Below are 21,018 nucleotides of genomic sequence, written 5' to 3' on the forward strand. Positions count from 1 at the left end.
CTTGTGGGCGTCAGAGAACGGGAGGGCCCATGGACCCGCAGGATCAGCTCAGATTCCGGGACTTCGTCGACGCCAGGTGGGGCACCCTGCTCCGCCTGGCGAACCTGCTCACCGGCGGCGACCGGCACGAGGCCGAAGACCTCGTGCAGACCGCGCTGATGAAGGCGCTCGGGCGCTGGCGGCACATCGACGACCCCGAGGGGTACGTCCGCAAGGTGATGTACCGGCACCAGGTCAGCCGCTGGCGGCTGCGCCGACCGCACCGCGAACCGACGTTCGACGCGTCGCGCACCGTATGGCGCGAAGAGGGCACGGCCGACGGCACCGCCGACGCCGACCTGCGGATCACCATGGCCGGCGCGCTGGCCCGGCTCACCCCGCGCCAGCGCACGATGCTCGTCCTGCGCTACTTCGAGGACCTGTCCGAGACCGAGGTGGCGGCCGCCCTGGGCTGCTCGGTCGGCACCGTACGCAGCACCACCCACCGCTCCCTGGCCCGGCTGCGCACGCTCGCCCCGGAACTCGACGCCCGGCACCCCGCCGCGGCCACCGATCCCGACCGCCCCGCGAACGGCACCGCGCCGAAGGGAGCCCACGCATGAACGCCGACCAGCTCGACCGGGCGCTCCGGGACGTCCTGCACGCGTGGACCCCCGACACCGCCGCCGCCCCCACGGACCTCGCCGACCGTCTCGTACGCCGCCGCAGGCGCCGCACCACGCTGCGCGTCACCGGCGCCGCACTCGGCCTCACCGCCGTCGCCTTCGGCACGGTCCTCGTCACCGGCACAAGCGGCGACGACCGGCCACCGACCCCGACCAACCACGTCAGCCGCGAGGGCAAGCTGCGCTGGCAGACCACGCTCCCCGGCAAGACCACATGGGACGCCTGCATGAACGGCTCCGGAGCCGTGTACTGCAGGGGAGCCGGGTACGACGGCCTCGGCGTCGACACCCGTACCGGAAAGGTCGTCTGGCAGCGCCCGTCCGCGAACGACGACGGCGGCGGCACCCCGGCGGGAGCGATGGCCGGGGTCCGCGACGGGATCCTCTTCACCTACGCCGACCACGCGCCCGGCACCTCGAACCCCGGCACCGACGTCGTCGCCGTCGACATCGACAGCCGCAAGGTGCTCTGGAAGCACAAGCTGGCCGACGACAGCCGCGACGCGGACTCCGCCGTGCTCTTCGACGGCGGCATCCTCGCCAACACCCCGACGTTCAAGAGCGCGGCCGCCCTCGACCCCAGGACCGGCCGCACGCTGTGGACGCACAAGTGGAAGCAGGCCGACTGCACCGCCGCCGCGATCGGCGGCGTCCCGCACCTGATGTGCTCACCGGACAGCGAGAAGGCGCCGCAGCGCAGCACCGTCGTCCGCCTCGACCCCGCGACCGGCCGCCCGCACACGGTCGCGACGGTCAAGGGCATGACGAGCTACATCGGCAGGGACGGGGACACCGTGCTCCTCGCGGCCCCGGTCGGAAAGCAGAAGTTCATCGGCGAACCCGGCCCCACCGACCTGATCCGCGTCGACACGGGCACCGGGAAGGTGACGCGGCACCGCGCCGACGGACCGCGCGGCGGCGTGATCGCGGACGGCGTCATGCTCACGGTCCGCAAGGACGGCACGGCCCTCGCGTGGTCGGCCGCCGACGGGAAACAGCTGTGGGCGAGCGCGTCCGGCCTCCGGCTCCGCAAGGACCCCAGCGGCCCCGGCATGTACGAACTGGCCTCCGCCGCGGCCGTGAACCTCACCGACCGGGTCGCCTACTTCCTCGACCCGACCGGGAACATGGTGGGCCTCGACCTCGACAACGGCGCGGTGCGCTGGCGCGGCAAGGTGAAGCTGTCCGAGCGCCCGGTGCGGGCCGGCGTCGCCCCCGAGCTGATGACCGAGGGACGCCACGGCCTCATCGGCCAGGTCGACGGCGAACTGTTCCGCATCGACCCGAAGCCGGCGCGCACAGAGTCGTAGCCACGACAAGAGCCCGGCCGGCAGCCGCCCTCATGGGGCAGACACACCGGCCGGGCTCTCACGCAAAACTCACGCGGACGCACTCGGACTCACTGGGAGTCGTCGCCGTCCTCCGGCTTCTCCGCGGAGTCGACGTCGGCCTCCAGGCCGAGCTGCTCCACCAGCCACCGGTCGAACTCGATCGCGGCGCGCACCCAGCTGACCGTCGACGACACGAAGTGCTCGAGCGCGACCCCGGTGCCGATCAGCATCTGCGCCTCGCCGATGAGGCGGACGGTGCCGTCGTCGTGGGTGTGGCTGTAGACCTTCGGCCACAGGGTGCGGCGGTTCCAGTCGTCGATCGACTCGAGCAGCTGCGGCTTGATCTCGATGCCGTGCGGCCGGTCGTAGAACGTCCGCACCGAGAAGACCTGCTGGTCGTCCTCGCCGCGGAACATGAAGTACGTACGGAACTCCTCCCACGGCGCCGCGAGGTCACCCTCCTCGTCGGTGACGTACTTGAGCTCCATCTGCTCCAGAAGCTGCTTGACCAGGTCCTGGTCGGGAACGACGGGACCGGCCGGTCCCGCTCCCTCTTGCGGGTCGGGCTGTCCCCCGAAATTGGGAATCGAGGACGGGTCGATGCTCACTTGCTTGGTCCCTTCGTATGGATGCCGCCATCCTCTCCCACCGAGGCCCCCCATGGGCAAGCCCGCGCCCCTTCGCAGGGGCGCGGGCGTTTCGCGGCGGGCGGACTACAGCGTCTTCCCCGTCGCCGGACCCACGATCAACCCGTCGCCGAACGCGTCGACGCGGACCGTGTCGCCGTCCTTGACCTCGCCGGAGAGGATCTCCTTGGCGAGGCGGTCGCCGATGGCGGTTTGGATCAGGCGGCGCAGGGGGCGGGCGCCGTAGGCCGGGTCGTTGCCCTCGTCGGCGAGCCAGGCCAGGGCCTCGTCGGAGACGTCCAGGGTGAGGCGGCGGTCGGCGAGGCGCTTCGCGAGGCGGTTCAGCTGGAGGCGGGCGATGCGGGAGAGCTCGTCCTTGTCCAGGGCCGAGAAGACCACCAGGTCGTCGAGGCGGTTGAGGAATTCGGGCTTGAAAGAGGCCCGGACCACTTCGAGGACCTGTTGCTTCTTTTCCTCCGCCGACGTCAGCGGCTCCACCAGGTACTGGCTGCCCAGGTTCGACGTCAGGACCAGGATCGTGTTGCGGAAGTCGACCGTGTGGCCCTGGCCGTCGGTGAGGCGGCCGTCGTCGAGGACCTGGAGGAGGATGTCGAAGACCTCGGGGTGGGCCTTCTCGACCTCGTCCAGGAGGACGACGGAGTACGGGCGGCGGCGGACCGCCTCGGTGAGCTGGCCGCCCTCCTCGTAGCCGACGTAGCCGGGCGGGGCGCCGACCAGGCGGGCGACGCTGTGCTTCTCGCCGTACTCCGACATGTCGATGCGGATCATGGCCCGCTCGTCGTCGAAGAGGAAGTCGGCGAGGGCCTTGGCGAGTTCGGTCTTGCCGACGCCCGTCGGGCCGAGGAAGAGGAAGGAGCCGGTGGGGCGGTCGGGGTCGGCGATGCCGGCGCGGGTGCGGCGGACCGCGTCGGAGACCGCGCGGACCGCTTCGGTCTGGCCGATGAGGCGCTTGCCGAGCTCGTCCTCCATGCGCAGGAGCTTCTGCGTCTCGCCCTCCAGGAGGCGTCCTGCCGGGATGCCGGTCCAGGAGGCGACGACGTCGGCGATGTCGTCGGGGCCGACCTCGTCCTTGACCATGGTGTCCTTGGAGACCTCCTCCTCGGCCTCGGAGGCTTCCTCCAGGTCGCGTTCGAGCGTCGGGATCTCGCCGTAGAGGAGCTTGCTCGCGGTGTCGAAGTCGCCGTCGCGCTGGGCCCGTTCGGCCTGGCCGCGCAGTTCGTCGAGCTTCTCCTTCAGTTCACCGACGCGGTTGAGGGACTGCTTCTCCTTCTCCCAGCGTGCGGTGAGTCCGCGCAGCTCCTCCTCCTTGTCGGCGAGGTCGCGGCGGAGCTTGTCCAGGCGGTCGCGGGAGGCCGGGTCGGTCTCCTTGGAGAGGGCCATCTCCTCCATCTTCAACCGGTCGACCGAGCGCTGGAGTTCGTCGATCTCCAGGGGTGAGGAGTCGATCTCCATGCGGAGCCGGGAGGCCGCCTCGTCGACGAGGTCGATGGCCTTGTCGGGGAGGAAGCGGGAGGTGATGTAGCGGTCGGAGAGCGTCGAGGCCGCGACGAGGGCGCTGTCGTTGATCTGGACCTTGTGGTGGGCCTCGTAGCGGCCCTTGAGGCCACGGAGGATCGCGATGGAGTCCTCCACGGAGGGCTCCGCCACCAGGACCTGCTGGAAGCGGCGCTCCAGGGCCGGGTCCTTCTCGATGCGCTCGCGGTACTCGTCGAGCGTGGTCGCGCCGACCATGCGCAGTTCACCGCGGGCGAGCATCGGCTTGAGCATGTTGCCCGCGTCCATGGCGGAGTCGCCGCCGGCGCCCGCGCCGACGACGGTGTGCAGCTCGTCGATGAACGTGATGATCTGGCCGTCGCTCTCCTTGATCTCGGAGAGGACGGTCTTGAGGCGCTCCTCGAACTCGCCGCGGTACTTGGCGCCCGCGACCATCGCGCCGAGGTCGAGCGAGACGAGCCGCTTGTCCTTGAGGGACTCCGGTACGTCGCCCTTGATGATGCGCTGGGCGAGGCCTTCGACGACGGCCGTCTTGCCGACGCCGGGTTCGCCGATGAGCACCGGGTTGTTCTTGGTGCGGCGGGACAGGACCTGGACGACGCGGCGGATCTCCTGGTCGCGGCCGATGACCGGGTCGAGCTTGCCCTCGCGGGCCGCCGCCGTGAAGTCCGTACCGAACTTCTCCAGCGCCTTGTAGGACCCTTCGGGGTCGGGTGTGGTCACCCGGCGCCCTCCCCTGCTCTTGGTGAATGCGTCGACCAGCTTCTTCGCGCCGGCCCCGTTCTGTGTCAGTACGTCGGCGGCGGCGCCGCCCTTGGCCGCGATGCCGATGAGCAGGTGTTCCGTGGAGAGGTACTCGTCGCCGAGGTCCTTGGCGCGCTCGGACGCGTCGGCGATGACGGCGAGCAGGTCGCGGTTGGGCTGGGGCGGCGCGACGGTGGATCCCGTCACGCTGGGCAGCGAGGCCAGTACCCGCTCGGCGCCCGCCCGCACCTGCGCCTGGTCGGCGTCGACCGCGGCGAGGAGGTCGGTGATGTTCTCGTTGTCCTGGCCCTCCAGCAGGGCCAGGAGCAGGTGGGCCGGGGTCAGATCCGGGTGGCCCCCGGACACGGCCCGGCTGCTTGCCGCGTTGATCGCGTCGCGGCTCCGGTTCGTCAGCTCGGCGTCCACGTGCCTGCTCTCCTCCATGCGCTAGGGAAACTCACTCTGACTCATCGAACGTGCACAAAGTTGAGTCTATTCCACTCAAGGGCGTCCAGGGAAAGGGCCCGGGCCCCTCTGGGATAGGTTCCCGTTCATGGCCAAGCGCATCGACCTCGACGCCCCCGGATCCGCCTTCCTCGACTTCTGGCGCGAACGGCACCTGTGCACCCTGACGACGCTGCGCGCGAACGGCACGCCCCATGTGGTCCCGGTCGGGGTGACGTACGACGCCGAGGCGCGGGTCGCCCGCATCATCACGGGCAAGTCCACGAGGAAGGCCGCCCATGTCGTCGAGGGGTCGGGGTTCGCCGCGGTGTGCCAGGTCGACGGCCGGTGGTGGGCCACGCTGGAGGGGCGGGCGACGGTGCACACCGACCCGGAGCGCGTCGCGGACGCCGAGCGCCGCTATGCCGAGCGCTACTCGCGCGCGCCTCGTCCGAACCCGGACCGGGTGGTCATCGAGATAGCGGTGGGCCGGGCCACGGCGAACGTCCCCGCTCCCGAACCCGCGTAGCCCCCGGCCCTGTACGACCCCGTACGTCCCCGTACACAACTACAGCGGCGCCACCGTGTCAGGTTCACGGTGGCGCCGCTGCAGGGGGGAAGCACCTGCGCGATTACAACGACGGGGGCATCGCGTCAGGCACTGCGGGGGGTGGCTGTGGAGCGTGGGTGGGACTGCGAGGGCTCGGGTCCTGCCTCGCCGACCAGTTCATGGTCCCGCTGGTCGAGGTTCACAAAGATCATTCCGTACCGGACGACCGTACGTACCGGCTGTGGGGCCCCGCGCGGTCGGCGCAGGCACCGGTAGGCCCGGATGTCGTCGCCCTCGCGGACCACGATGATGGGCTCTCCGAACAGGGTGACCATGAGGGAGTCACCGTCGCTCGGAATCGCGGTCACGAGGTCGATGGTGTGCCAACCGGAGCGGTAGGCGATCGCCATCTCCCGGCGTAACGACCGGTCGTCGGGCGGGGTGATCATGCGCCTGCGTCCGTGGGCGCGGAGTTCCAGATCGCGTCACTGGGGAGTGCCTTGACGGTCGTGGGCGCCACGTTCCAGATCGCGTCCGCCTGGGCCGCGGGTGCGGTGTTCCAGATGGCGTCCATCGGCCCGAGCGCGCCGAGGACCAGCCCGGCGGAGAAAGCGCCGGCAACAACGGCGCGAAGTATTCCCTTACGCATAGCGGGTCTCGTCCTCACTTTCATGGTTTCTCTCCCCCGGCTCTCCACGACGATGGCTCATTCGGCCACGCAAACACCACAGGGTCGATGCATCATGTTCCTGCACGTTCAGGACCCTGGGGGGTGGAGCTATGCCAAATACCAGCTCAAATCAGGCACATCCACACGCCATGACCGAGCTGTGCGACGCCGGGAGGCACTTGTACGCGACAGCCCTGCGCTCAGGACGCATCGCGCGCAGCGAAATCTCCTCGGCTCCCTGCCTACTGGACTTCGCTCTCCTGCATCCCGATCCTGATGACTCCGCCTGGCTCCGGCCGGTTCCGCCGACAGCGGCGCTCTCGCAACGACTGCATCCGCTCGAACGCGAGATACAGGAAAGAAGGGCTCTCGCGATCGAACTCACCGATGCCTTCGAGCCATTTCTGGCCATCAGTGCCCAGCGACAACCGACCACCCACTCCATCACGGTGCTCGAGGGCAAGGAGCGGATCAACGCCGCCATCGAACTGGCCCTCGCCGAGTGCAAGTCCGAGATGCTCACCGTCCAGCCCGGAGGAGGCAGGGACGAGCACACTCTCACCAAGGCCCTGCAGATGGGCAGGGAGATCACCGATCGCGGCATCACGATGCGCACGCTCTACCAGCACACGGCACGGCACAGTCACGGGACCCTCGCCTACGCGGAAGCCCTGGCCCAGGGAAACGTCGACATACGCACCCTCGAAGAGCTCATCGAGCGGCTGATCATCTTCGACCGTTCGGTCGCGTTCATTCCCGCGCGCGAAGACCGGCAGTCCGCCCTGGAGTTGCGCCACCCAGGTCTGGTCGAATACCTGGCCAACGTCTTCGAGCAGCTCTGGCAGCGTGCGGTCCCGCTGCTCGACGAAACGCCCTACGGACCACCGACCGACGGCATCACGGGCGTCCAGCGCTCCATAGCCAAACTCCTCGTCGAAGGCCACGTCGACGAGGCGATAGCACGCCGGCTCGGGATGAACGTACGCACCTGCCGCGCCCACATCGCCAAACTCGCGGCCGCACTGGGCAGTGGAAGCCGGGCCCAACTCGGCTTTCTCATCGCGCAGTCCGGAATGCTCGACCCAGACACCCCCGCACCGAGCAGAGGGAGCGAGTCGTGACCCTCAGGACTCATTCGCACGACGTCGGCGAGGTGTGCGAGGCCGGCATGCGGCTCTATACCCGCGCCCTGCGCGAAGGCCGCGTACCGCGCGCGGACTCCGATCCGACTCCCTGTCTCGAAGCGCACGCGCTGCTCCGCCCGGACACCGGGGACCCCGGATGGCTGCGACCGGTTCCCCCCGCGATCGCGCTGCCCCGACTGTTGCGGGCCGTCGAGGAGAACATCGCCCTGCGCCGCAGCCAGGAGGCGAAGCTGGCCGAGACCTTCGCCCCGCTCATGGCCCTGGACGCCGAGCGGGCGGCCGTCCCGGACGCCCCCATGATCACCGTCCTGCTCGGCTTCCAGCGCATCAACGACGCGATCGCCGAGGCCATGTCCACATCGTCGACCGAGCTGCTCACCATCCAGCCGGGCGGTCACCGCCCGGCCCCCCTGCTCGCCTCGGCCCTGCCCAAGGAGCAGGAACTGCTGGCCCGTGGCTGTCGGATGCGGACCCTCTACCAGCACACGTCACGCCACTCGCAGGCCGTGCTCGCCCACTTCGAGCAGCTGACCGGTGACGTCCAGGTCCGCACCCTCGACGAAGTGACCGAGCGCCTCATCATGCTGGACCGCACCGTCGCGTTCATCCCTGCGAACCACGACCGCACGGTGGCCCTGGAGCTCCGGCACCCGGCGCTGATCGCCTACCTGGCGACCACGTTCGAGCGTCTGTGGCGGCTGGCCACGCCGATGTACCCGCAGGCGGCGGTCGAGGAGCCGGCCTCGGACGGCGTCACGACGCGTCAGCGCACCATCGCGACGCTGCTCATCGAGGGCCACACCGACGCGGTGATCGCGGAGCGGCTCGGCATGAACGTCCGCACCGTCCGCGTGCACATCGCGAAGCTCGCGGCGACGCTGGGCAGCGACAGCAGGGCCCAACTGGGCTATCTGATCGGCCAGTCGGGCATCCTGGAGGACGCGGACTAGCCAGCCACCCCCACCGGCTACTTCAACCCCGCCTCCGCGCAAGCCTGTGCGTACTTCGCCGTGCAGATCTGCGACACCTTGAAGATCTTGTCCTTGACGACGGTGCTCTTGATGTTGTCCTTGGTGAGCGCGACGACGCTGACGCTCGCCGTCCTGATCTGCTTGGTGGTCGGGCTGTCGGTGCGGTCCATCGCCAGCGCCTCGAACTCGATGTCGCGCCCCTGCGAGATCCGCACGGCCATCTCGGCGGCGGTCTCCGCCTCGTCCGGGTACGGCTTGTAGACGCTCATGTACTGCTCGCCGTCCAGGATCCGCTGCACGGCGGCGAGTTCGGCGTCCTGGCCGGTGATCGGCGGCATGTCGCGGACGCCGACCTCCTTCAGGGCCTGGATCACGCCGCCGGCCATCCCGTCGTTGGCGACGTACACGCCCGCGATGTTGTCCGCGCCGAGCGCGTTGACGGCCTGCTCCATGTTGGCCTTGGCGTTGGACGGCTTCCAGCCCGCGGTGTCGTACGACTTCGCGACGGTCACGGCGTTGCCGAGTTCCACGCGGGCGGCGGCCTTGAACTGCGCGGCGTTGGGGTCGCTGGGCGAGCCGTTGATCATCACGACCTTGTCGCGCTTGGTGGCCTTGGTCCCGCCGAGTGCGGAGATCAGCGCCTTGCCCTGGGTCTGTCCGACGAGCTCGTTGTCGAAGCCGACGTAGGCGTCCACGGGCCCCTCCGCGAGCCGGTCGTACGCGATGACGTGGATGCCCGCGTCCTTGGCCTTGCGCACGGCCGGGGCGATGTCCTTGGCGTCCACGGCGTCGACGACGATCGTGTCGACCTTCGCGGCGATCATCTCCTGCAGCTGCTTGCGCTGGAGGGCCGCGTTCTGCTTGGCATTGGCGTAGACCAGCTCCCCCTTGCCGGACGTCAGCTTCGCCACCTGACGCTCGAATATGGGGTGGTCGAACTTCTCGTAGCGAGCGGTCTCCTTCTCCGGAAGCAGCAGACCGATCTTGACGTCGTTGCCCTTGGTGGTGGACGCGCTGGGCCCGCTGTCGCCGCCCGGCAGCACGCCGCCGCAGGCCGAGAGCGAGGCGACCAGGACGGATGCGGCGCCGGCCATGGCGGCGCAACGCATACGCGTGTTCATGTGCGGATACCTCCCTGACGTGGCCGCGACGGTGCGGCCGAGGTGGCTCGAAGCCAACTCGCCCGCCCACTGACCGTCAAGAGGTGAAGCCACACCGCAACGAAAACGGGTCCATTACTTCTTCACATGAAGCCGAAGACGGCGAATACCGGACACCTTCGCAAGGTGTCCAAGACCTTCACAGGAAACTCAAAGGCGACTCTCGAATCTCAGGCCTCGATCCTCAGGCCTCGAATCTCAGCCCTCGAACTCCGTCAGGTCGATCGCGTACAGCATGCAGCCCTCCACCCGGCCGGGCAGCGGCGCCATCCCCAGCTTGTGGAGAACCTTCTCCGAGGAGGTGTCGCCCTCCGCGGTGACCGCGACGACCCGGTCGATGCCCCGGTCCTGAAGCGCGAACTCCAGCGTCGCCTGCGCCGCCTCCGAGGCGTACCCCTGGCCCCAGAACTGTCGCGCGAGCCGCCACTGGATGCCGATCTGGCCCGCCACCTGTTCCGGGGCGTCCGGCACGTACAGGCCGACGGCACCCGCAAGCTCGCCGGGGCCGAGGAGTTCCACGGCGAAGACCCCGAAGCCCTCGTCGTCCCACTCCTCCTCCCAGCGCTCGATGTCCTCGGCGGTCTCGTCGAGGGAGCGGGGGGAGCCGTCGCCGACGCGGCTCATCACGGCAGGGTCGGCCTGGATCTCGGCGAGCGGGGCGAGGTCGTCGTCCGGCTGCCAGCGGCGCAGGAGGAGGCGGGGGGTGCGGATCTCGGTCATGGCTCCATCCTGCGGCATACGAAAGGGCCCCGGTGACAACGCCTCCGGGGCCCTTCACGCATGAGTGCGGACTACTGCTCGGACGACCGCTTCGGCCGCCACACCACCAGCGCGCTCGTCTGCTGGACCTCCTGGTACGGGACCAGGTCCCGCCGGTAGGAGGCGTGCACCGCCGCCTCGCGCTGCTGGATCGCGGAGGCCGCGCTCTCCACTGCCGAGGAGAGTTCGGCGACCCGGGACTGCAGCGCGGCGACCTGGTTCTCCAGCTCGATGATGCGCTTGATGCCGGCCAGGTTGATGCCCTCGGCCTGCGACAACTGCTGCACCGCACGGAGCAGTTCGATGTCGCGGGCCGAGTAGCGCCGGCCGCGCCCGGCCGTGCGGTCGGGCGAGACCAGGCCGAGGCGGTCGTACTGGCGCAGGGTCTGTGGATGCAGGCCGGACAGCTGTGCCGCCACCGAAATGACGTACACCGGCGTTTCGTCGGTCAGTTCGTACGGGTTGTGGCGCCGACGGCCGGGCTGCCCGTCCATCACATTCACGCTCCCTTCGCGGCCTTGAACAGTTCTGCCCGCACGTCGGTGTCCTCAGTCGCCTTGCGGTACGACTCGAGGGCGCTGCGGGCGTCCTCCGAAAGGTCCTTGGGGACGGCCACCTCGACCGTCACCAGCAGATCCCCGCGCGTGCCGTCCTTGCGGACGGCGCCCTTGCCGCGGGCCCGCATCGTCCGCCCGTTCGGCGTGCCCGGGGGCAGTTTCAGGGTGACCGGCGGGCCGCCGAGCGTGGGCACCTTGACCTCGGCGCCGAGCGTCGCCTCGGTGAACGTCACCGGGACGGTGACGGTGAGGTTGTCGCCCTTGCGGCCGAAGACCGGGTGCGCGTCGACGTGCACGACGACGTACAGATCGCCCCCGGGGCCGCCCCGTTCACCGGGAGCGCCCTTGCCGCGGAGCCTGATGCGCTGGCCGTCCGAGACCCCCGCGGGGATCCTGACCTGCATGGTGCGGGAGGACTTGGCCCGCCCACTGCCCTTGCAGGCGTCGCACGGCGTCTCGGCGATCAGGCCGCGGCCCTTGCAGTCCACGCACGGGTCGGTGAGGGAGAAGCCGCCACCGCCGCCCCGCGAGACCTGTCCGGTGCCGACGCAGGTCGGGCACACGCGCGGTGTGCCGTTCGCGTCGCCGGTGCCGGAGCACGCCTTGCAGGGGGCCTGGGACGACATACGGAGGGGTACCGTCGCGCCGTCCACGGCCTCGGTGAAGCTCAGCGTCACCTCGGACTCGATGTCCTGGCCACGGCGCGGCTGAGTACGGGTACCCGTACCCGCGCCGCCCCGGTTGAACAGGCCACCGAACACATCGCCGATGCCGCCGCCGAAGCCGCCCGGACCGCCCTGGCCCTGGGCGCCGCCTCCGAAGAGGTCGCCCAGGTCGAAGTTGAACGAGCCTCCCGCCCCCGCACCGCCGGGTCCCGGACGGAACCCGCCGCTGCCGAACAGGGCGCGCGCCTCGTCGTACTCCTTGCGCTTCTTGGGGTCACCGAGGATGTCGTTCGCCTCGGAGATCTCCTTGAAGCGCTCCTCCGCCTTGTCGTTGCCCTTGTTGGCGTCGGGGTGGTTCTCGCGGGCGAGCTTGCGGTACGCCTTCTTGATCTCGGCGTCGGTGGCGTCCTTCGGGACGCCGAGGACCTTGTAGTAGTCCTTCTCGATGAAGTCCTTGGTGCTCATCGGCCTCGACGTCCCTCCTCACTCACATCAATCAGTACGCGTACGACGTCAGCCCTCTTCCGGGCCACCGTTGTCCTTCTCGTCGCCCTTGGTCTCGGCCGACTCGGCAGCGTCCTCGGACTTGCCCTGCGTACCCGGCTGCGGCTCGGCCACGGCCACCCGCGCGGGGCGGATGGTGCGCTCGCCGATCCGGTAACCCGGCTGCAGGATCGCCACGCAGGTCGTCTCGGTGACGTCCGGCGCGTAGGAGTGCATCAGGGCCTCGTGCACGGTCGGGTCGAAGGGCTCGCCCTCCTTGCCGAACTGCTGAAGGCCCATCTTCGCGGCGACCGTCTCCGTGGATTCGGCCACCGACTTGAAGCCGCCGACGAGCTCGCCGTGCTCACGGGCACGGCCGATGTCGTCGAGAACGGGAAGCAGCTCGGTCAGGAGGTTCGCGACGGCGATCTCCTTGACCGTGACGCGGTCCCGCTCCACACGGCGCCGGTAGTTCTGGTACTCGGCCTGCAGGCGCTGGAGGTCCGCGGTGCGCTCGTTGAGCGCGGTACGCACCTGGTCCAGCTGTGCCGTCAGGGCAACATCCTGAGCAGAAGCTGAGTCCCCGGCCGGGGCCGCCCCCTCCGTGTCGGAGGGAGCGGCCTGCGGCTCGGCGTCGTCGGGGGTGGCGCCGGAGGGGACGTCAGGCTTCTCGTTCTCCTCGAAGCCCGGGGTCTCCTCCGTCACGCGGCACCGTCCTTGCGGTCCTTGTCCTCGTCGACGATCTCGGCGTCGACGACGTCGTCGTCGGCCTTGGCGTCACCCTGAGGAGCGTCACCCTGCGGGGCGTCACCGGCGGCCTGCGCACCCTGGGCGTCGGCGTACATGGCCTGGCCCAGCTTCTGCGAGACGGCGGCGACCTTCTCGGTGGCGGTGCGGATCTCGGCCGAGTCCTCGCCCTTGAGCTTTTCCTTCAGCTCGGTGAGGGCTTCCTCGACCTCGGTCTTGACCTCGCCGGGGACCTTCTCCTCGTTGTCCTTGAGGAACTTCTCCGTCTGGTAGACGAGCTGCTCGCCCTGGTTGCGGGACTCGGCGGCCTCGCGGCGGGCGTGGTCCTCGTCCGCGTACTTCTCGGCCTCTTCGCGCATCCGGTTGACCTCGTCCTTCGGCAGCGAGGAGCCACCGGTGACGGTCATCTTCTGCTCCTTGCCCGTGCCGAGGTCCTTGGCCGTGACGTGCATGATGCCGTTGGCGTCGATGTCGAAGGCGACCTCGACCTGCGGGACACCACGCGGGGCCGGCGGCAGACCGGTCAGCTCGAACATACCGAGCTTCTTGTTGTACGCCGCGATCTCGCGCTCGCCCTGGTAGACCTGGATCTGCACCGACGGCTGGTTGTCCTCGGCCGTCGTGAAGATCTCCGAACGCTTCGTCGGGATCGTCGTGTTGCGCTCGATCAGCTTGGTCATGATGCCGCCCTTGGTCTCAATACCCAGGGACAGCGGGGTCACGTCGAGGAGCAGGACGTCCTTGACCTCACCCTTGAGGACACCGGCCTGCAGGGCGGCGCCGATGGCGACGACCTCGTCCGGGTTGACGCCCTTGTTGGCCTCGTTGCCCGCGGTCAGTTCCTTGACCAGCTCGGCGACGGCCGGCATACGGGTCGAACCACCGACGAGAACGACGTGGTCGATCTCGGACAGGTTGATGCCCGCGTCCTTGATGACGTTGTGGAACGGCGTCTTGCAGCGCTCCAGAAGGTCCGACGTGAGCTGCTGGAACTGGGCGCGCGTGAGCTTCTCGTCCAGGTGCAGCGGGCCCTCGGCGGACGCCGTGATGTACGGCAGGTTGATCGTGGTCTCCGTGGAGGAGGACAGCTCGATCTTCGCCTTCTCGGCGGCCTCGCGCAGGCGCTGAAGCGCCATCTTGTCCTTGCCCAGGTCCACGCCGTGGCCGTTGTTGAACTGCTTGACCAGGTAGTCGACGACGCGCTGGTCCCAGTCGTCACCGCCGAGCTGGTTGTCGCCGTTCGTGGCCTTCACCTCGACGACGCCGTCGCCGATCTCCAGGAGCGAGACGTCGAAGGTGCCGCCACCGAGGTCGAAGACCAGGATGGTCTGGTCGTCCTTGTCCAGGCCGTAGGCCAGGGCCGCGGACGTCGGCTCGTTGACGATGCGCAGGACGTTCATGCCCGCGATCTCGCCGGCTTCCTTCGTCGCCTGTCGCTCGGAGTCGTTGAAGTAGGCCGGGACGGTGATGACCGCGTCCGTGACCTTCTCGCCGAGGTAGGACTCCGCGTCGCGCTTCAGCTTCTGCAGGATGAACGCGGAGATCTGCTGCGGGTTGAAGTCCTTCCCGTCCAGGTCGATCTTCCAGTCGGTGCCCATGTGGCGCTTCACCGAGCGGATGGTCCGGTCCACGTTCGTGACCGCCTGGCGCTTCGCAACCTCGCCGACCAGCACTTCGCCGTTCTTCGCGAAAGCGACGACGGACGGCGTGGTCCTGGCGCCCTCGGCGTTCGCGATGACGGTGGGCTCACCGCCCTCCAGAACGCTGACGACGGAGTTAGTCGTGCCCAGGTCGATGCCGACCGCACGTGCCATTTCGATTCCTCCAGCTACCTACTTGAGTGGAACTGGCTCAAGACTGCAACACCCTCCCCCTCGGCGTCAACAGACCTGAGTCCCACCCACTCAAGTTTTATCCTGCCCTTATCGGCAGACCGCTGGAGACGCGGCTCTGACCTGGGCTTTTGTGAAGTGTCGTGAGCTCGTACGGAGATGATTACGCTACGAGCGAGGCGTAGAGGCACTCGGTGCGCTCGGTCCAGGCGGCTTCCCCGTACCGCTTCGCGTACACCGCGCGGCAGTGCTCCCGCAGCGTCGGGAAGATCTTGGCGGCCACGTCGAGCGCGCCGGGAAGGTGGGCGTCCAGGGTGGTGACCGTACCCGTGCCCTCGGACCGCACGGCACGCGGCACCGCAGACGCCCCGGCCCCCTCGAAGGCCAGCACCGGCAGCCCCGCGGCGAGCGCCTCCGCGTACACGAGCGGCACCGCCCTGCGCGTCCCCCGCCCCGGCAGCACGATCCCCCGATATCCCGGAAGCGCCCGCCTGAGCTCCCCCCGCCCCACGGCCCCGCACATCCGCACCGACGCGGGCGCCGCCGCCCGGCACCGCCCCTCCAGCGGCCCGGCCCCGATCACATCGAGACGCTCACCCGCGGGCCAGCGGCGCAGCAGTTCGAGCACGCCCCGCTCCGGCGCGAGCGGCCCGACGCACACCCAGGCGGCACCGGACCCATCGCCCCCGTCTGCCCCACCGACCCCGCCTGCACCGCTGCCCCCATCGGCCTCGCCCGCCCAGACCTCTGGTTCCGCGACCGTGGGTACGAAGTCGGGCACCACGTCGAGACGTTCCCGGGGCAGCCCGGCGCGCGCGCACGCGTCCCGGCTCGCCTCCGAGAGGACCACGAGGCGGTCGGCCCGCCGCAGCAGCGGATCCTGCCGCAGCCCGCCGCGCGCCGCCCACGGGAACTGCAGCGCGGCGAACCGGGAGCCGCGGTGGGGCCCGTGCCGCAGGGTGGCGACCACCGGGCCCGTCCACTCGGTGACCCAGGCACGGCCGAAGGCGGGGTACAGGTTGTGGACGTGCACGACGTCCGGGCCGAACGCCCGCAGGGTGGCGAGGGGGCCGCGGCCACGGCCGTTCGCCGCGACGAGGCGCACCTCGTGTCCTGCGCGGGTGAGCGCGGCGACCTGGTCGAGGACGGCCTCGTCCTCGCCGCCCGGGGCGCCGAAACCGTGGACGACGGCGATCCTCATGGTCAGACCCTGGCCTCGGCGGTCGTGACCACGCCGAACGCGCCGCCCGCGTCGACGAGGGCCGCGTCCACGATGTCGAGCAGCCCCAACGCGGGCTCCCATCCGGTGAGTTCGCGCAGCGGCCCGGCGTCCGGACGGTGCGACTCCACCTCCTCGTACGCCACCTCGCAGGGAACGAAGCGGAGCGGGGAGGGGGAGCCGGAGCGTTCGACGATGACGCCCGCCAGGTCGGCGACGGCCGTCTCCTGCGTGCCGCAGACGTCGAAGGCGCGGCCGGCCGCGGCGGGCTCGGCGAGCAGCCGCAGCAGTGCGTCGACGGTGTCGGCGACGTGGGTGCAGCGCAGGCGCCGGGTGCCGTCGCCGTGGATGGTGAGCGGCAGGCCCGCGACCGCCCGTTCGGCGAGGCGCGGGACGACGGCGCCACGCGCGGGCGACTGGCGGGGCCCGACGGTGTCGTACAGATGGACCACGGTCACGTCCCCGTCGGGGGCCTCCCCCGCGGACTCCGTGGAGGCGAGGAGCAGGCGGCGGCCGTGCTGCCGGGCGGCCTCGGCGACGGGACGATCCCCCTCGGTCGCCAGGTGGACCACCGCATCGCAGCGGCCCGCGAGTTCGGCGACGAGCCGGGCGTCGAGGGCCGAGCCGCGCACGAAGCGGAGCCGGGAATTGGGCCAGGCGGCGGCGAGGTTGGCGCGGTCGCCCGTGGAGAGGTCGTCGAGGACGACGACGGTGTGTCCTTCGGCAAGCAGCGCATCGGTGAGGTGCGAGCCGACGAAGCCCGCGCCACCGGTGACCAGGTATGTCAAAGGTGCGGTCATGGAGGGTGCGGTCGTCAACGGTGCGCTCATCCCCATAAGTTATTCCGTAATGTCCAAATATGGGGTGAATAACACGATCCGCTTTGGGGGCCCGCAATGATCCACACAGGGGGACCTGCGCGACACAGATCACCAGCCTGGCGACTACATTGCGCACAGGTAAGTGGGTAGTCTCAGACGGACAACCTAAGTTACCGCTTAGTAACGCAGGCCCGAGGAGCCCCCAAATGCAACTCGCCGCGATCATCGTGTCGCTGGCCCTGATCGTCGTCGGCGTGGCTCTGTTCGTCCGAGCCATCGCGCAGATCTACCGCTACGTGCGGCTCGGCCAGAACGTCCCCGCGGGGACGCGTACCGACGAACCCGTGCAGCGCACCGTCACCGTGGCCAAGGAGTTCCTCGGCCACACCCGCATGAACAAGTGGGGCATCGTCGGCTTCGCGCACTGGTTCGTCGCCGTCGGCTTCTTCTCGCTCATCCTGACGATCGTGAACGCCATCGGCCAGCTGTTCCAGGCCGACTGGCTGCTGCCGATCATCGGCGAGTGGGCGCCGTACAACATCTTCGTCGAGTTCATCGGCCTGATGACGTCGCTGGGCATCCTCACGCTGATCGTGATCCGCCAGCTGTCGAAGCCGAACAAGGCGGGCCGCAAGTCCCGCTTCGCCGGCTCGAACTTCGGCCAGGCGTACTTCGTCGAGGCCGTCATCCTGATCATCGGCGTCTGCATCCTGGCGCTGCACGCCCTTGAGGCGACGATGCACGGGCTCGACCACTACGAGGCGTCGTTCTTCGTCACGTACCCGCTGGTCCTGGCCTTCAAGGGGCTGAGCCTCGGCACGCTGCAGAACATCGTGTACTTCACCGCCATGGTGAAGATCGCGACCTCGTTCATCTGGATGATCACGGTCGCCCTGAAGACCGACATGGGTGTCGCCTGGCACCGCTTCCTGGCCTTCCCCAACATCTGGTTCAAGCGCGAGGCGGACGGCGACGTCGCGCTCGGCGGGCTTCAGCCGATGACCTCCAAGGGCGAGCCGATCGACTTCGAGGACCCGGGCGAGGACGACGTCTACGGCGTCTCCCAGGTCGAGCACTTCTCCTGGAAGGGCCTGCTCGACTTCTCCACCTGCACCGAGTGCGGCCGCTGCCAGTCGCAGTGCCCCGCCTGGAACACGGGCAAGCCGCTCTCCCCGAAGCTGCTGATCATGTCGCTGCGCGACCACGCGCACGCCAAGGCCCCCTACCTGCTCGCCGGTGGCGGCAAGGACATGGAGGGCAACGAGCGGGCCACCGAGGAGCAGCTGGCGAACGTGCCGGCCGCCGCCCTCGCGGAGGCCGAGCGCCCGCTGATCGGCACGCACGAGGAGAACGGCGTCATCGACCCGGACGTCCTGTGGTCCTGCACCACCTGCGGCGCCTGTGTCGAGCAGTGCCCGGTCGACATCGAGCATGTCGACCACATCGTCGACATGCGCCGCTACCAGGTGATGATCGAGAGCGCGTTCCCGTCCGAGGCGGGCACGATGCTCAAGAACCTGGAGAAGAAGGGCAACCCCTGGGGCCTGGCGAAGAAGCAGCGCCTGGAGTGGCTCAAGGAGCTCGACTTCGAGGTGCCGGTCGTCGGCAAGGACATCGAGGACCTCACCGAGGTCGAGTACCTCTACTGGGTCGGCTGCGCCGGCGCCCTGGAGGACCGGGCGAAGAAGACCACCAAGGCCTTCGCCGAGCTGCTCAACATCGCGGGCGTCAAGTTCGCGATCATGGGCGGCGACGAGAAGTGCACCGGTGACTCCGCCCGCCGCCTCGGCAACGAGCCGCTGTTCCAGCAGCTCGGCCAGGAGAACGTCATGTCCCTCAACATGGCGTTCGGCGAGGAGTACGACGACGACGGCAAGGTCACCGAGGAGTCCAAGAAGCCCCGGACGGCGAAGAAGATCGTCGCGACCTGCCCGCACTGCCTCAACACGATCGGCAAGGAGTACCCGCAGATCGGTGGGGATTACGAGGTGATCCACCACACGCAGCTGCTCCAGCACCTGGTCGACGAGGGCAAGCTGACGCCGGTCACGCCGGTCGAGGGCATCATCACGTACCACGACCCGTGCTACCTGGGCCGCCACAACAAGATCTACTCCCCGCCGCGCGAGATCATCGCCAGCGTCCCGGGCATCCGCAACGAAGAGATGCACCGCCACAAGGAGCGCGGCTTCTGCTGCGGCGCCGGTGGTGCGCGGATGTGGATGGAGGAGCGGATCGGCAAGCGCATCAACAACGAGCGTGTTGACGAAGCGCTTTCGCTGAACCCGGACATCGTCTCCACCGCCTGCCCGTTCTGCCTCGTCATGCTGACCGACTCGGTCAACGGCAAGAAGAACGATGGCAAGGCCAAGGAGTCCGTCACGGTCGTCGACGTGGCCCAGCTCCTGCTCGACTCCGTCAGGACGCCGGTCGACCCGGCGGGCGAGGCGGAGACCGAGGACGCGCCGGAGCCCGAGCCGGTGAAGTAACCACCTGAGCCGGTGAAGTAGTCACCTGCGTACGACCGAAGAGGGCACCCCGTTCACGACGGGGTGCCCTCTTCGCTTGTTCCGTCCCGTTCACTTGTTCTGTCCCGTACAACCATTCACCGGTCCCCAGCCGTCACACCAGCGGACCATCGAGAACAACTGCCCGACCCAACGCTGGAGTTGACGTGCGCCTCAAGAAAATCGCCATGGTCGCCGGGGTGGCCGCCCTGACCGCGGGCGGCCTCACCCTCCCCCTCGCGGGGACCGCCTCCGCGGCGAGCACGCTGAAGGACGACTTCAACGGCGACGGCTACCGCGACCTCGCCATCGGCACGCCGAAGGCCAACGCCGTGACGGTGACGTTCGGTTCGGCCTCCGGGGTGGGCAGCGCCAAGTCCGTGACCGTCACCCAGGAGACCTCCGGCGTGCCCGGGGTCACCGAGAAGGAGGACGAGTTCGGGGAGAACGTCACCAGCGGCGACGTCAACGGCGACGGGTACGCCGACCTGATCGTCGGCGCCCCCGGCGAGCGGGTCACCGACTGGGCGAGCGGCTCGCTGAACGTGGTGTGGGGCGGCGCGAACGGCTTCACCAAGGGCGCCACCGTCTACCACGCGCCCTCCGCCGACGACGAACGCTTCGGCGAGGGCGCCGTCTTCGTCGACCTCGACGGGGACGACCACGCGCAGCTCGCCGTCGTCAGCGCCAAGAAGTACTGGTGGTACTCGGACAGCAACGCCCCCGAGGACGCCTACGCGCCCGAGGTCGAGTTCGTGCCCGAGGGCGTGACGCTGGAGGGCCTCACCGCCGACCAGTTCCACGGCAAGGGCGTCGGGAAGACGTACACGTACGTCCTCTACGGCAAGAACGCCGACGGCAGCCCCTACACGGGGTGGGTCGACGGCGGTCCCGGCGACATCGGCTACCACTCCGGGCGGATCGACGGTCAGTTCGCAGGATCCACCACCGAGGCCGCCGCCACCGGCGACGTGAACTGCGACGGCTACCCCGACCTCGTCACCGGCCAGGCCGCCGACAACTCGGTCTGGGTGTTCTCCGGCGGATCCACCATCTTCACCGACGAGATGGAGGGCATGCACAAGGTCACCCAGGACAGCGACGGCATCCCGGGAGCGACGGAGGCCGAGGACCGCTTCGGCGCCTCCGTCTCCGTCGGTGACGTGGACGGCGACGGCTGCGACGACGTCGCGGTCGGCGCGCCCGGCGAGACCGTCGACGGCGTGCGGGGCACCGGATCGGCCGTCGTCCTCAAGGGCTCCGCGCGCTACATCGGCGAGGGCCGCTCCTACCACCAGGAGACCAGCGGGGTGCCGGGCGTCGCCGAGACCGGCGACCACTTCGGCTCCACGGTCCGCCTCAAGGACATCAACGGGGGCGGCCGCGCGGACCTGTCCGTCGCCGCGTCCGGCGAGGACATCGGCTCGGCCGCGGACGCGGGCGCCGTCACGGTGCTGAAGGGCTCGTCGCCGTACCCGACGACGACGGGCGCGACCTCGTTCAACGGCGCGGACTTCGGCCTTCCCGGCGCGGGCATCGCGTTCGGCACGTCCCTGCGCTGACGTTCCCGTCCTTGCCCCTGCCATCATGTGGAAGTTGTGAACTCA

At 69.5% G+C, this 21,018-nt stretch carries 19 protein-coding genes; 7 read left to right on the forward strand and 12 right to left on the reverse strand.

Translation table 11 applies throughout. The annotated features are described in order from the left end of the window. Positions 1 to 29 precede the first annotated feature (29 nt). Both OG746_RS04340 and OG746_RS04345 read left to right on the forward strand, forming a co-directional pair. Positions 30 to 602 carry a SigE family RNA polymerase sigma factor gene (locus OG746_RS04340; protein ID WP_266711689.1) on the forward strand — a complete coding sequence of 191 codons (573 nt, stop codon included), beginning with the start codon at positions 30 to 32 and terminating at the stop codon, positions 600 to 602. Continuing rightward, positions 599 to 1,975, forward strand: a complete 1,377-nt coding sequence (locus OG746_RS04345) for a BamB-related PQQ repeat family beta-propellar protein (protein WP_266711691.1) — start codon at positions 599 to 601, stop codon at positions 1,973 to 1,975. The genes OG746_RS04340 and OG746_RS04345 overlap by 4 nt, the downstream gene beginning before the upstream one ends. A gap of 89 nt (positions 1,976 to 2,064) precedes the next feature. On the opposite strand, the gene OG746_RS04350 is transcribed toward OG746_RS04345, so the two are convergent. Together OG746_RS04350 and clpB are read right to left on the reverse strand one after the other, a co-directional pair. After that, complete coding sequence (locus tag OG746_RS04350; RefSeq protein ID WP_266711693.1) at positions 2,065 to 2,604, reverse strand: YbjN domain-containing protein; 540 nt, start codon at positions 2,602 to 2,604, stop codon at positions 2,065 to 2,067. A 105-nt stretch (positions 2,605 to 2,709) separates the two neighbouring features. Continuing rightward, complete coding sequence (gene clpB / locus OG746_RS04355; protein ID WP_266711695.1) at positions 2,710 to 5,307, reverse strand: ATP-dependent chaperone ClpB; 2,598 nt, start codon at positions 5,305 to 5,307, stop codon at positions 2,710 to 2,712. Positions 5,308 to 5,434: 127 nt separating this feature from the next. Here clpB and OG746_RS04360 point away from each other — a divergent pair, with 127 nt between their 5' ends. Then, complete coding sequence (locus OG746_RS04360; protein ID WP_266711697.1) at positions 5,435 to 5,854, forward strand: pyridoxamine 5'-phosphate oxidase family protein; 420 nt, start codon at positions 5,435 to 5,437, stop codon at positions 5,852 to 5,854. 125 nt (positions 5,855 to 5,979) lie between these two features. On the opposite strand, the gene OG746_RS04365 is transcribed toward OG746_RS04360, so the two are convergent. After that, the gene (locus OG746_RS04365) at positions 5,980 to 6,324 is read right to left on the reverse strand and encodes a Rieske (2Fe-2S) protein (RefSeq protein ID WP_266711699.1); all 345 of its coding nucleotides are present in this window, start codon (positions 6,322 to 6,324) and stop codon (positions 5,980 to 5,982) included. After that, positions 6,321 to 6,524, reverse strand: a complete 204-nt coding sequence (locus OG746_RS04370; protein WP_266711701.1) for a hypothetical protein — start codon at positions 6,522 to 6,524, stop codon at positions 6,321 to 6,323. The genes OG746_RS04365 and OG746_RS04370 overlap by 4 nt, the downstream gene beginning before the upstream one ends. 170 nt (positions 6,525 to 6,694) lie before the next feature. Between OG746_RS04370 and OG746_RS04375 the strand changes: the two genes are divergently transcribed. Together OG746_RS04375 and OG746_RS04380 are read left to right on the forward strand one after the other, a co-directional pair. Beyond that, positions 6,695 to 7,666, forward strand: a complete 972-nt coding sequence (locus OG746_RS04375; protein WP_266711703.1) for a helix-turn-helix transcriptional regulator — start codon at positions 6,695 to 6,697, stop codon at positions 7,664 to 7,666. Then, positions 7,663 to 8,640 carry a helix-turn-helix domain-containing protein gene (locus tag OG746_RS04380; RefSeq protein ID WP_266711705.1) on the forward strand — a complete coding sequence of 326 codons (978 nt, stop codon included), beginning with the start codon at positions 7,663 to 7,665 and terminating at the stop codon, positions 8,638 to 8,640. Before OG746_RS04375 ends, OG746_RS04380 begins: the two co-directional genes overlap by 4 nt. A gap of 17 nt (positions 8,641 to 8,657) precedes the next feature. Here the strand turns inward: OG746_RS04380 and OG746_RS04385 are convergent, their stop codons facing one another. The 8 genes from OG746_RS04385 to OG746_RS04420 form a co-directional block, all read right to left on the reverse strand. Beyond that, the gene (locus OG746_RS04385) at positions 8,658 to 9,782 is read right to left on the reverse strand and encodes a sugar ABC transporter substrate-binding protein (RefSeq protein WP_266711707.1); all 1,125 of its coding nucleotides are present in this window, start codon (positions 9,780 to 9,782) and stop codon (positions 8,658 to 8,660) included. Between the two features lie 237 nt (positions 9,783 to 10,019). Next, on the reverse strand, positions 10,020 to 10,541 hold the full coding sequence (locus tag OG746_RS04390) for a GNAT family N-acetyltransferase (protein ID WP_266711709.1): 522 nt from the start codon (positions 10,539 to 10,541) through the stop codon (positions 10,020 to 10,022). A gap of 71 nt (positions 10,542 to 10,612) precedes the next feature. After that, entirely contained in the window at positions 10,613 to 11,074 is a 462-nt protein-coding gene (locus OG746_RS04395) for a heat shock protein transcriptional repressor HspR (protein ID WP_266711711.1), read from the reverse strand. A gap of 5 nt (positions 11,075 to 11,079) precedes the next feature. Continuing rightward, a complete protein-coding gene (gene dnaJ, locus OG746_RS04400; protein WP_266711713.1) occupies positions 11,080 to 12,267 on the reverse strand; it encodes a molecular chaperone DnaJ in 1,188 nt (395 codons plus the stop codon). A gap of 48 nt (positions 12,268 to 12,315) precedes the next feature. Beyond that, positions 12,316 to 12,990 (reverse strand): nucleotide exchange factor GrpE, encoded by a 675-nt coding sequence (grpE, locus tag OG746_RS04405; protein ID WP_266711715.1) that lies wholly within the window; start codon positions 12,988 to 12,990, stop codon positions 12,316 to 12,318. Beyond that, positions 12,987 to 14,846 carry a molecular chaperone DnaK gene (gene dnaK, locus OG746_RS04410; RefSeq protein ID WP_266711717.1) on the reverse strand — a complete coding sequence of 620 codons (1,860 nt, stop codon included), beginning with the start codon at positions 14,844 to 14,846 and terminating at the stop codon, positions 12,987 to 12,989. The genes grpE and dnaK overlap by 4 nt, the downstream gene beginning before the upstream one ends. 181 nt (positions 14,847 to 15,027) lie before the next feature. Then, a complete protein-coding gene (locus OG746_RS04415) occupies positions 15,028 to 16,065 on the reverse strand; it encodes a glycosyltransferase (protein WP_323179547.1) in 1,038 nt (345 codons plus the stop codon). Between the two features lie 2 nt (positions 16,066 to 16,067). Beyond that, a complete protein-coding gene (locus tag OG746_RS04420; protein ID WP_266711721.1) occupies positions 16,068 to 16,913 on the reverse strand; it encodes an NAD-dependent epimerase/dehydratase family protein in 846 nt (281 codons plus the stop codon). A 197-nt stretch (positions 16,914 to 17,110) separates the two neighbouring features. Here OG746_RS04420 and OG746_RS04425 point away from each other — a divergent pair, with 197 nt between their 5' ends. Continuing rightward, positions 17,111 to 19,393 (forward strand): (Fe-S)-binding protein, encoded by a 2,283-nt coding sequence (locus tag OG746_RS04425; protein ID WP_266711723.1) that lies wholly within the window; start codon positions 17,111 to 17,113, stop codon positions 19,391 to 19,393. Positions 19,394 to 19,578: 185 nt separating this feature from the next. Further along, positions 19,579 to 20,973, forward strand: a complete 1,395-nt coding sequence (locus OG746_RS04430; RefSeq protein ID WP_266711725.1) for an FG-GAP-like repeat-containing protein — start codon at positions 19,579 to 19,581, stop codon at positions 20,971 to 20,973. Positions 20,974 to 21,018 lie beyond the last annotated feature (45 nt).

Origin of the sequence: Streptomyces sp. NBC_01016, assembly GCF_026341035.1 — a bacterium.
In the GTDB taxonomy this organism is placed as follows: domain Bacteria; phylum Actinomycetota; class Actinomycetes; order Streptomycetales; family Streptomycetaceae; genus Streptomyces.

Excerpts from the sequence above, each read along its gene's own strand:
- OG746_RS04340 (WP_266711689.1), top strand. The coding sequence starts at position 30 with ATGGACCCGCAGGATCAGCTCAGATTCCGGGACTTCGTCGACGCCAGG.
- OG746_RS04345 (WP_266711691.1), top strand. The coding sequence starts at position 599 with ATGAACGCCGACCAGCTCGACCGGGCGCTCCGGGACGTCCTGCACGCG.
- OG746_RS04360 (WP_266711697.1), top strand. The coding sequence starts at position 5,435 with ATGGCCAAGCGCATCGACCTCGACGCCCCCGGATCCGCCTTCCTCGAC.
- OG746_RS04365 (WP_266711699.1), bottom strand. The coding sequence starts at position 6,324 with ATGATCACCCCGCCCGACGACCGGTCGTTACGCCGGGAGATGGCGATC.
- OG746_RS04370 (WP_266711701.1), bottom strand. The coding sequence starts at position 6,524 with ATGCGTAAGGGAATACTTCGCGCCGTTGTTGCCGGCGCTTTCTCCGCC.
- OG746_RS04375 (WP_266711703.1), top strand. The coding sequence starts at position 6,695 with ATGACCGAGCTGTGCGACGCCGGGAGGCACTTGTACGCGACAGCCCTG.
- OG746_RS04385 (WP_266711707.1), bottom strand. The coding sequence starts at position 9,782 with ATGAACACGCGTATGCGTTGCGCCGCCATGGCCGGCGCCGCATCCGTC.
- OG746_RS04390 (WP_266711709.1), bottom strand. The coding sequence starts at position 10,541 with ATGACCGAGATCCGCACCCCCCGCCTCCTCCTGCGCCGCTGGCAGCCG.
- OG746_RS04395 (WP_266711711.1), bottom strand. The coding sequence starts at position 11,074 with ATGGACGGGCAGCCCGGCCGTCGGCGCCACAACCCGTACGAACTGACC.
- dnaJ (WP_266711713.1), bottom strand. The coding sequence starts at position 12,267 with ATGAGCACCAAGGACTTCATCGAGAAGGACTACTACAAGGTCCTCGGC.
- dnaK (WP_266711717.1), bottom strand. The coding sequence starts at position 14,846 with ATGGCACGTGCGGTCGGCATCGACCTGGGCACGACTAACTCCGTCGTC.
- OG746_RS04415 (WP_323179547.1), bottom strand. The coding sequence starts at position 16,065 with ATGAGGATCGCCGTCGTCCACGGTTTCGGCGCCCCGGGCGGCGAGGAC.
- OG746_RS04420 (WP_266711721.1), bottom strand. The coding sequence starts at position 16,913 with ATGAGCGCACCGTTGACGACCGCACCCTCCATGACCGCACCTTTGACA.
- OG746_RS04425 (WP_266711723.1), top strand. The coding sequence starts at position 17,111 with ATGCAACTCGCCGCGATCATCGTGTCGCTGGCCCTGATCGTCGTCGGC.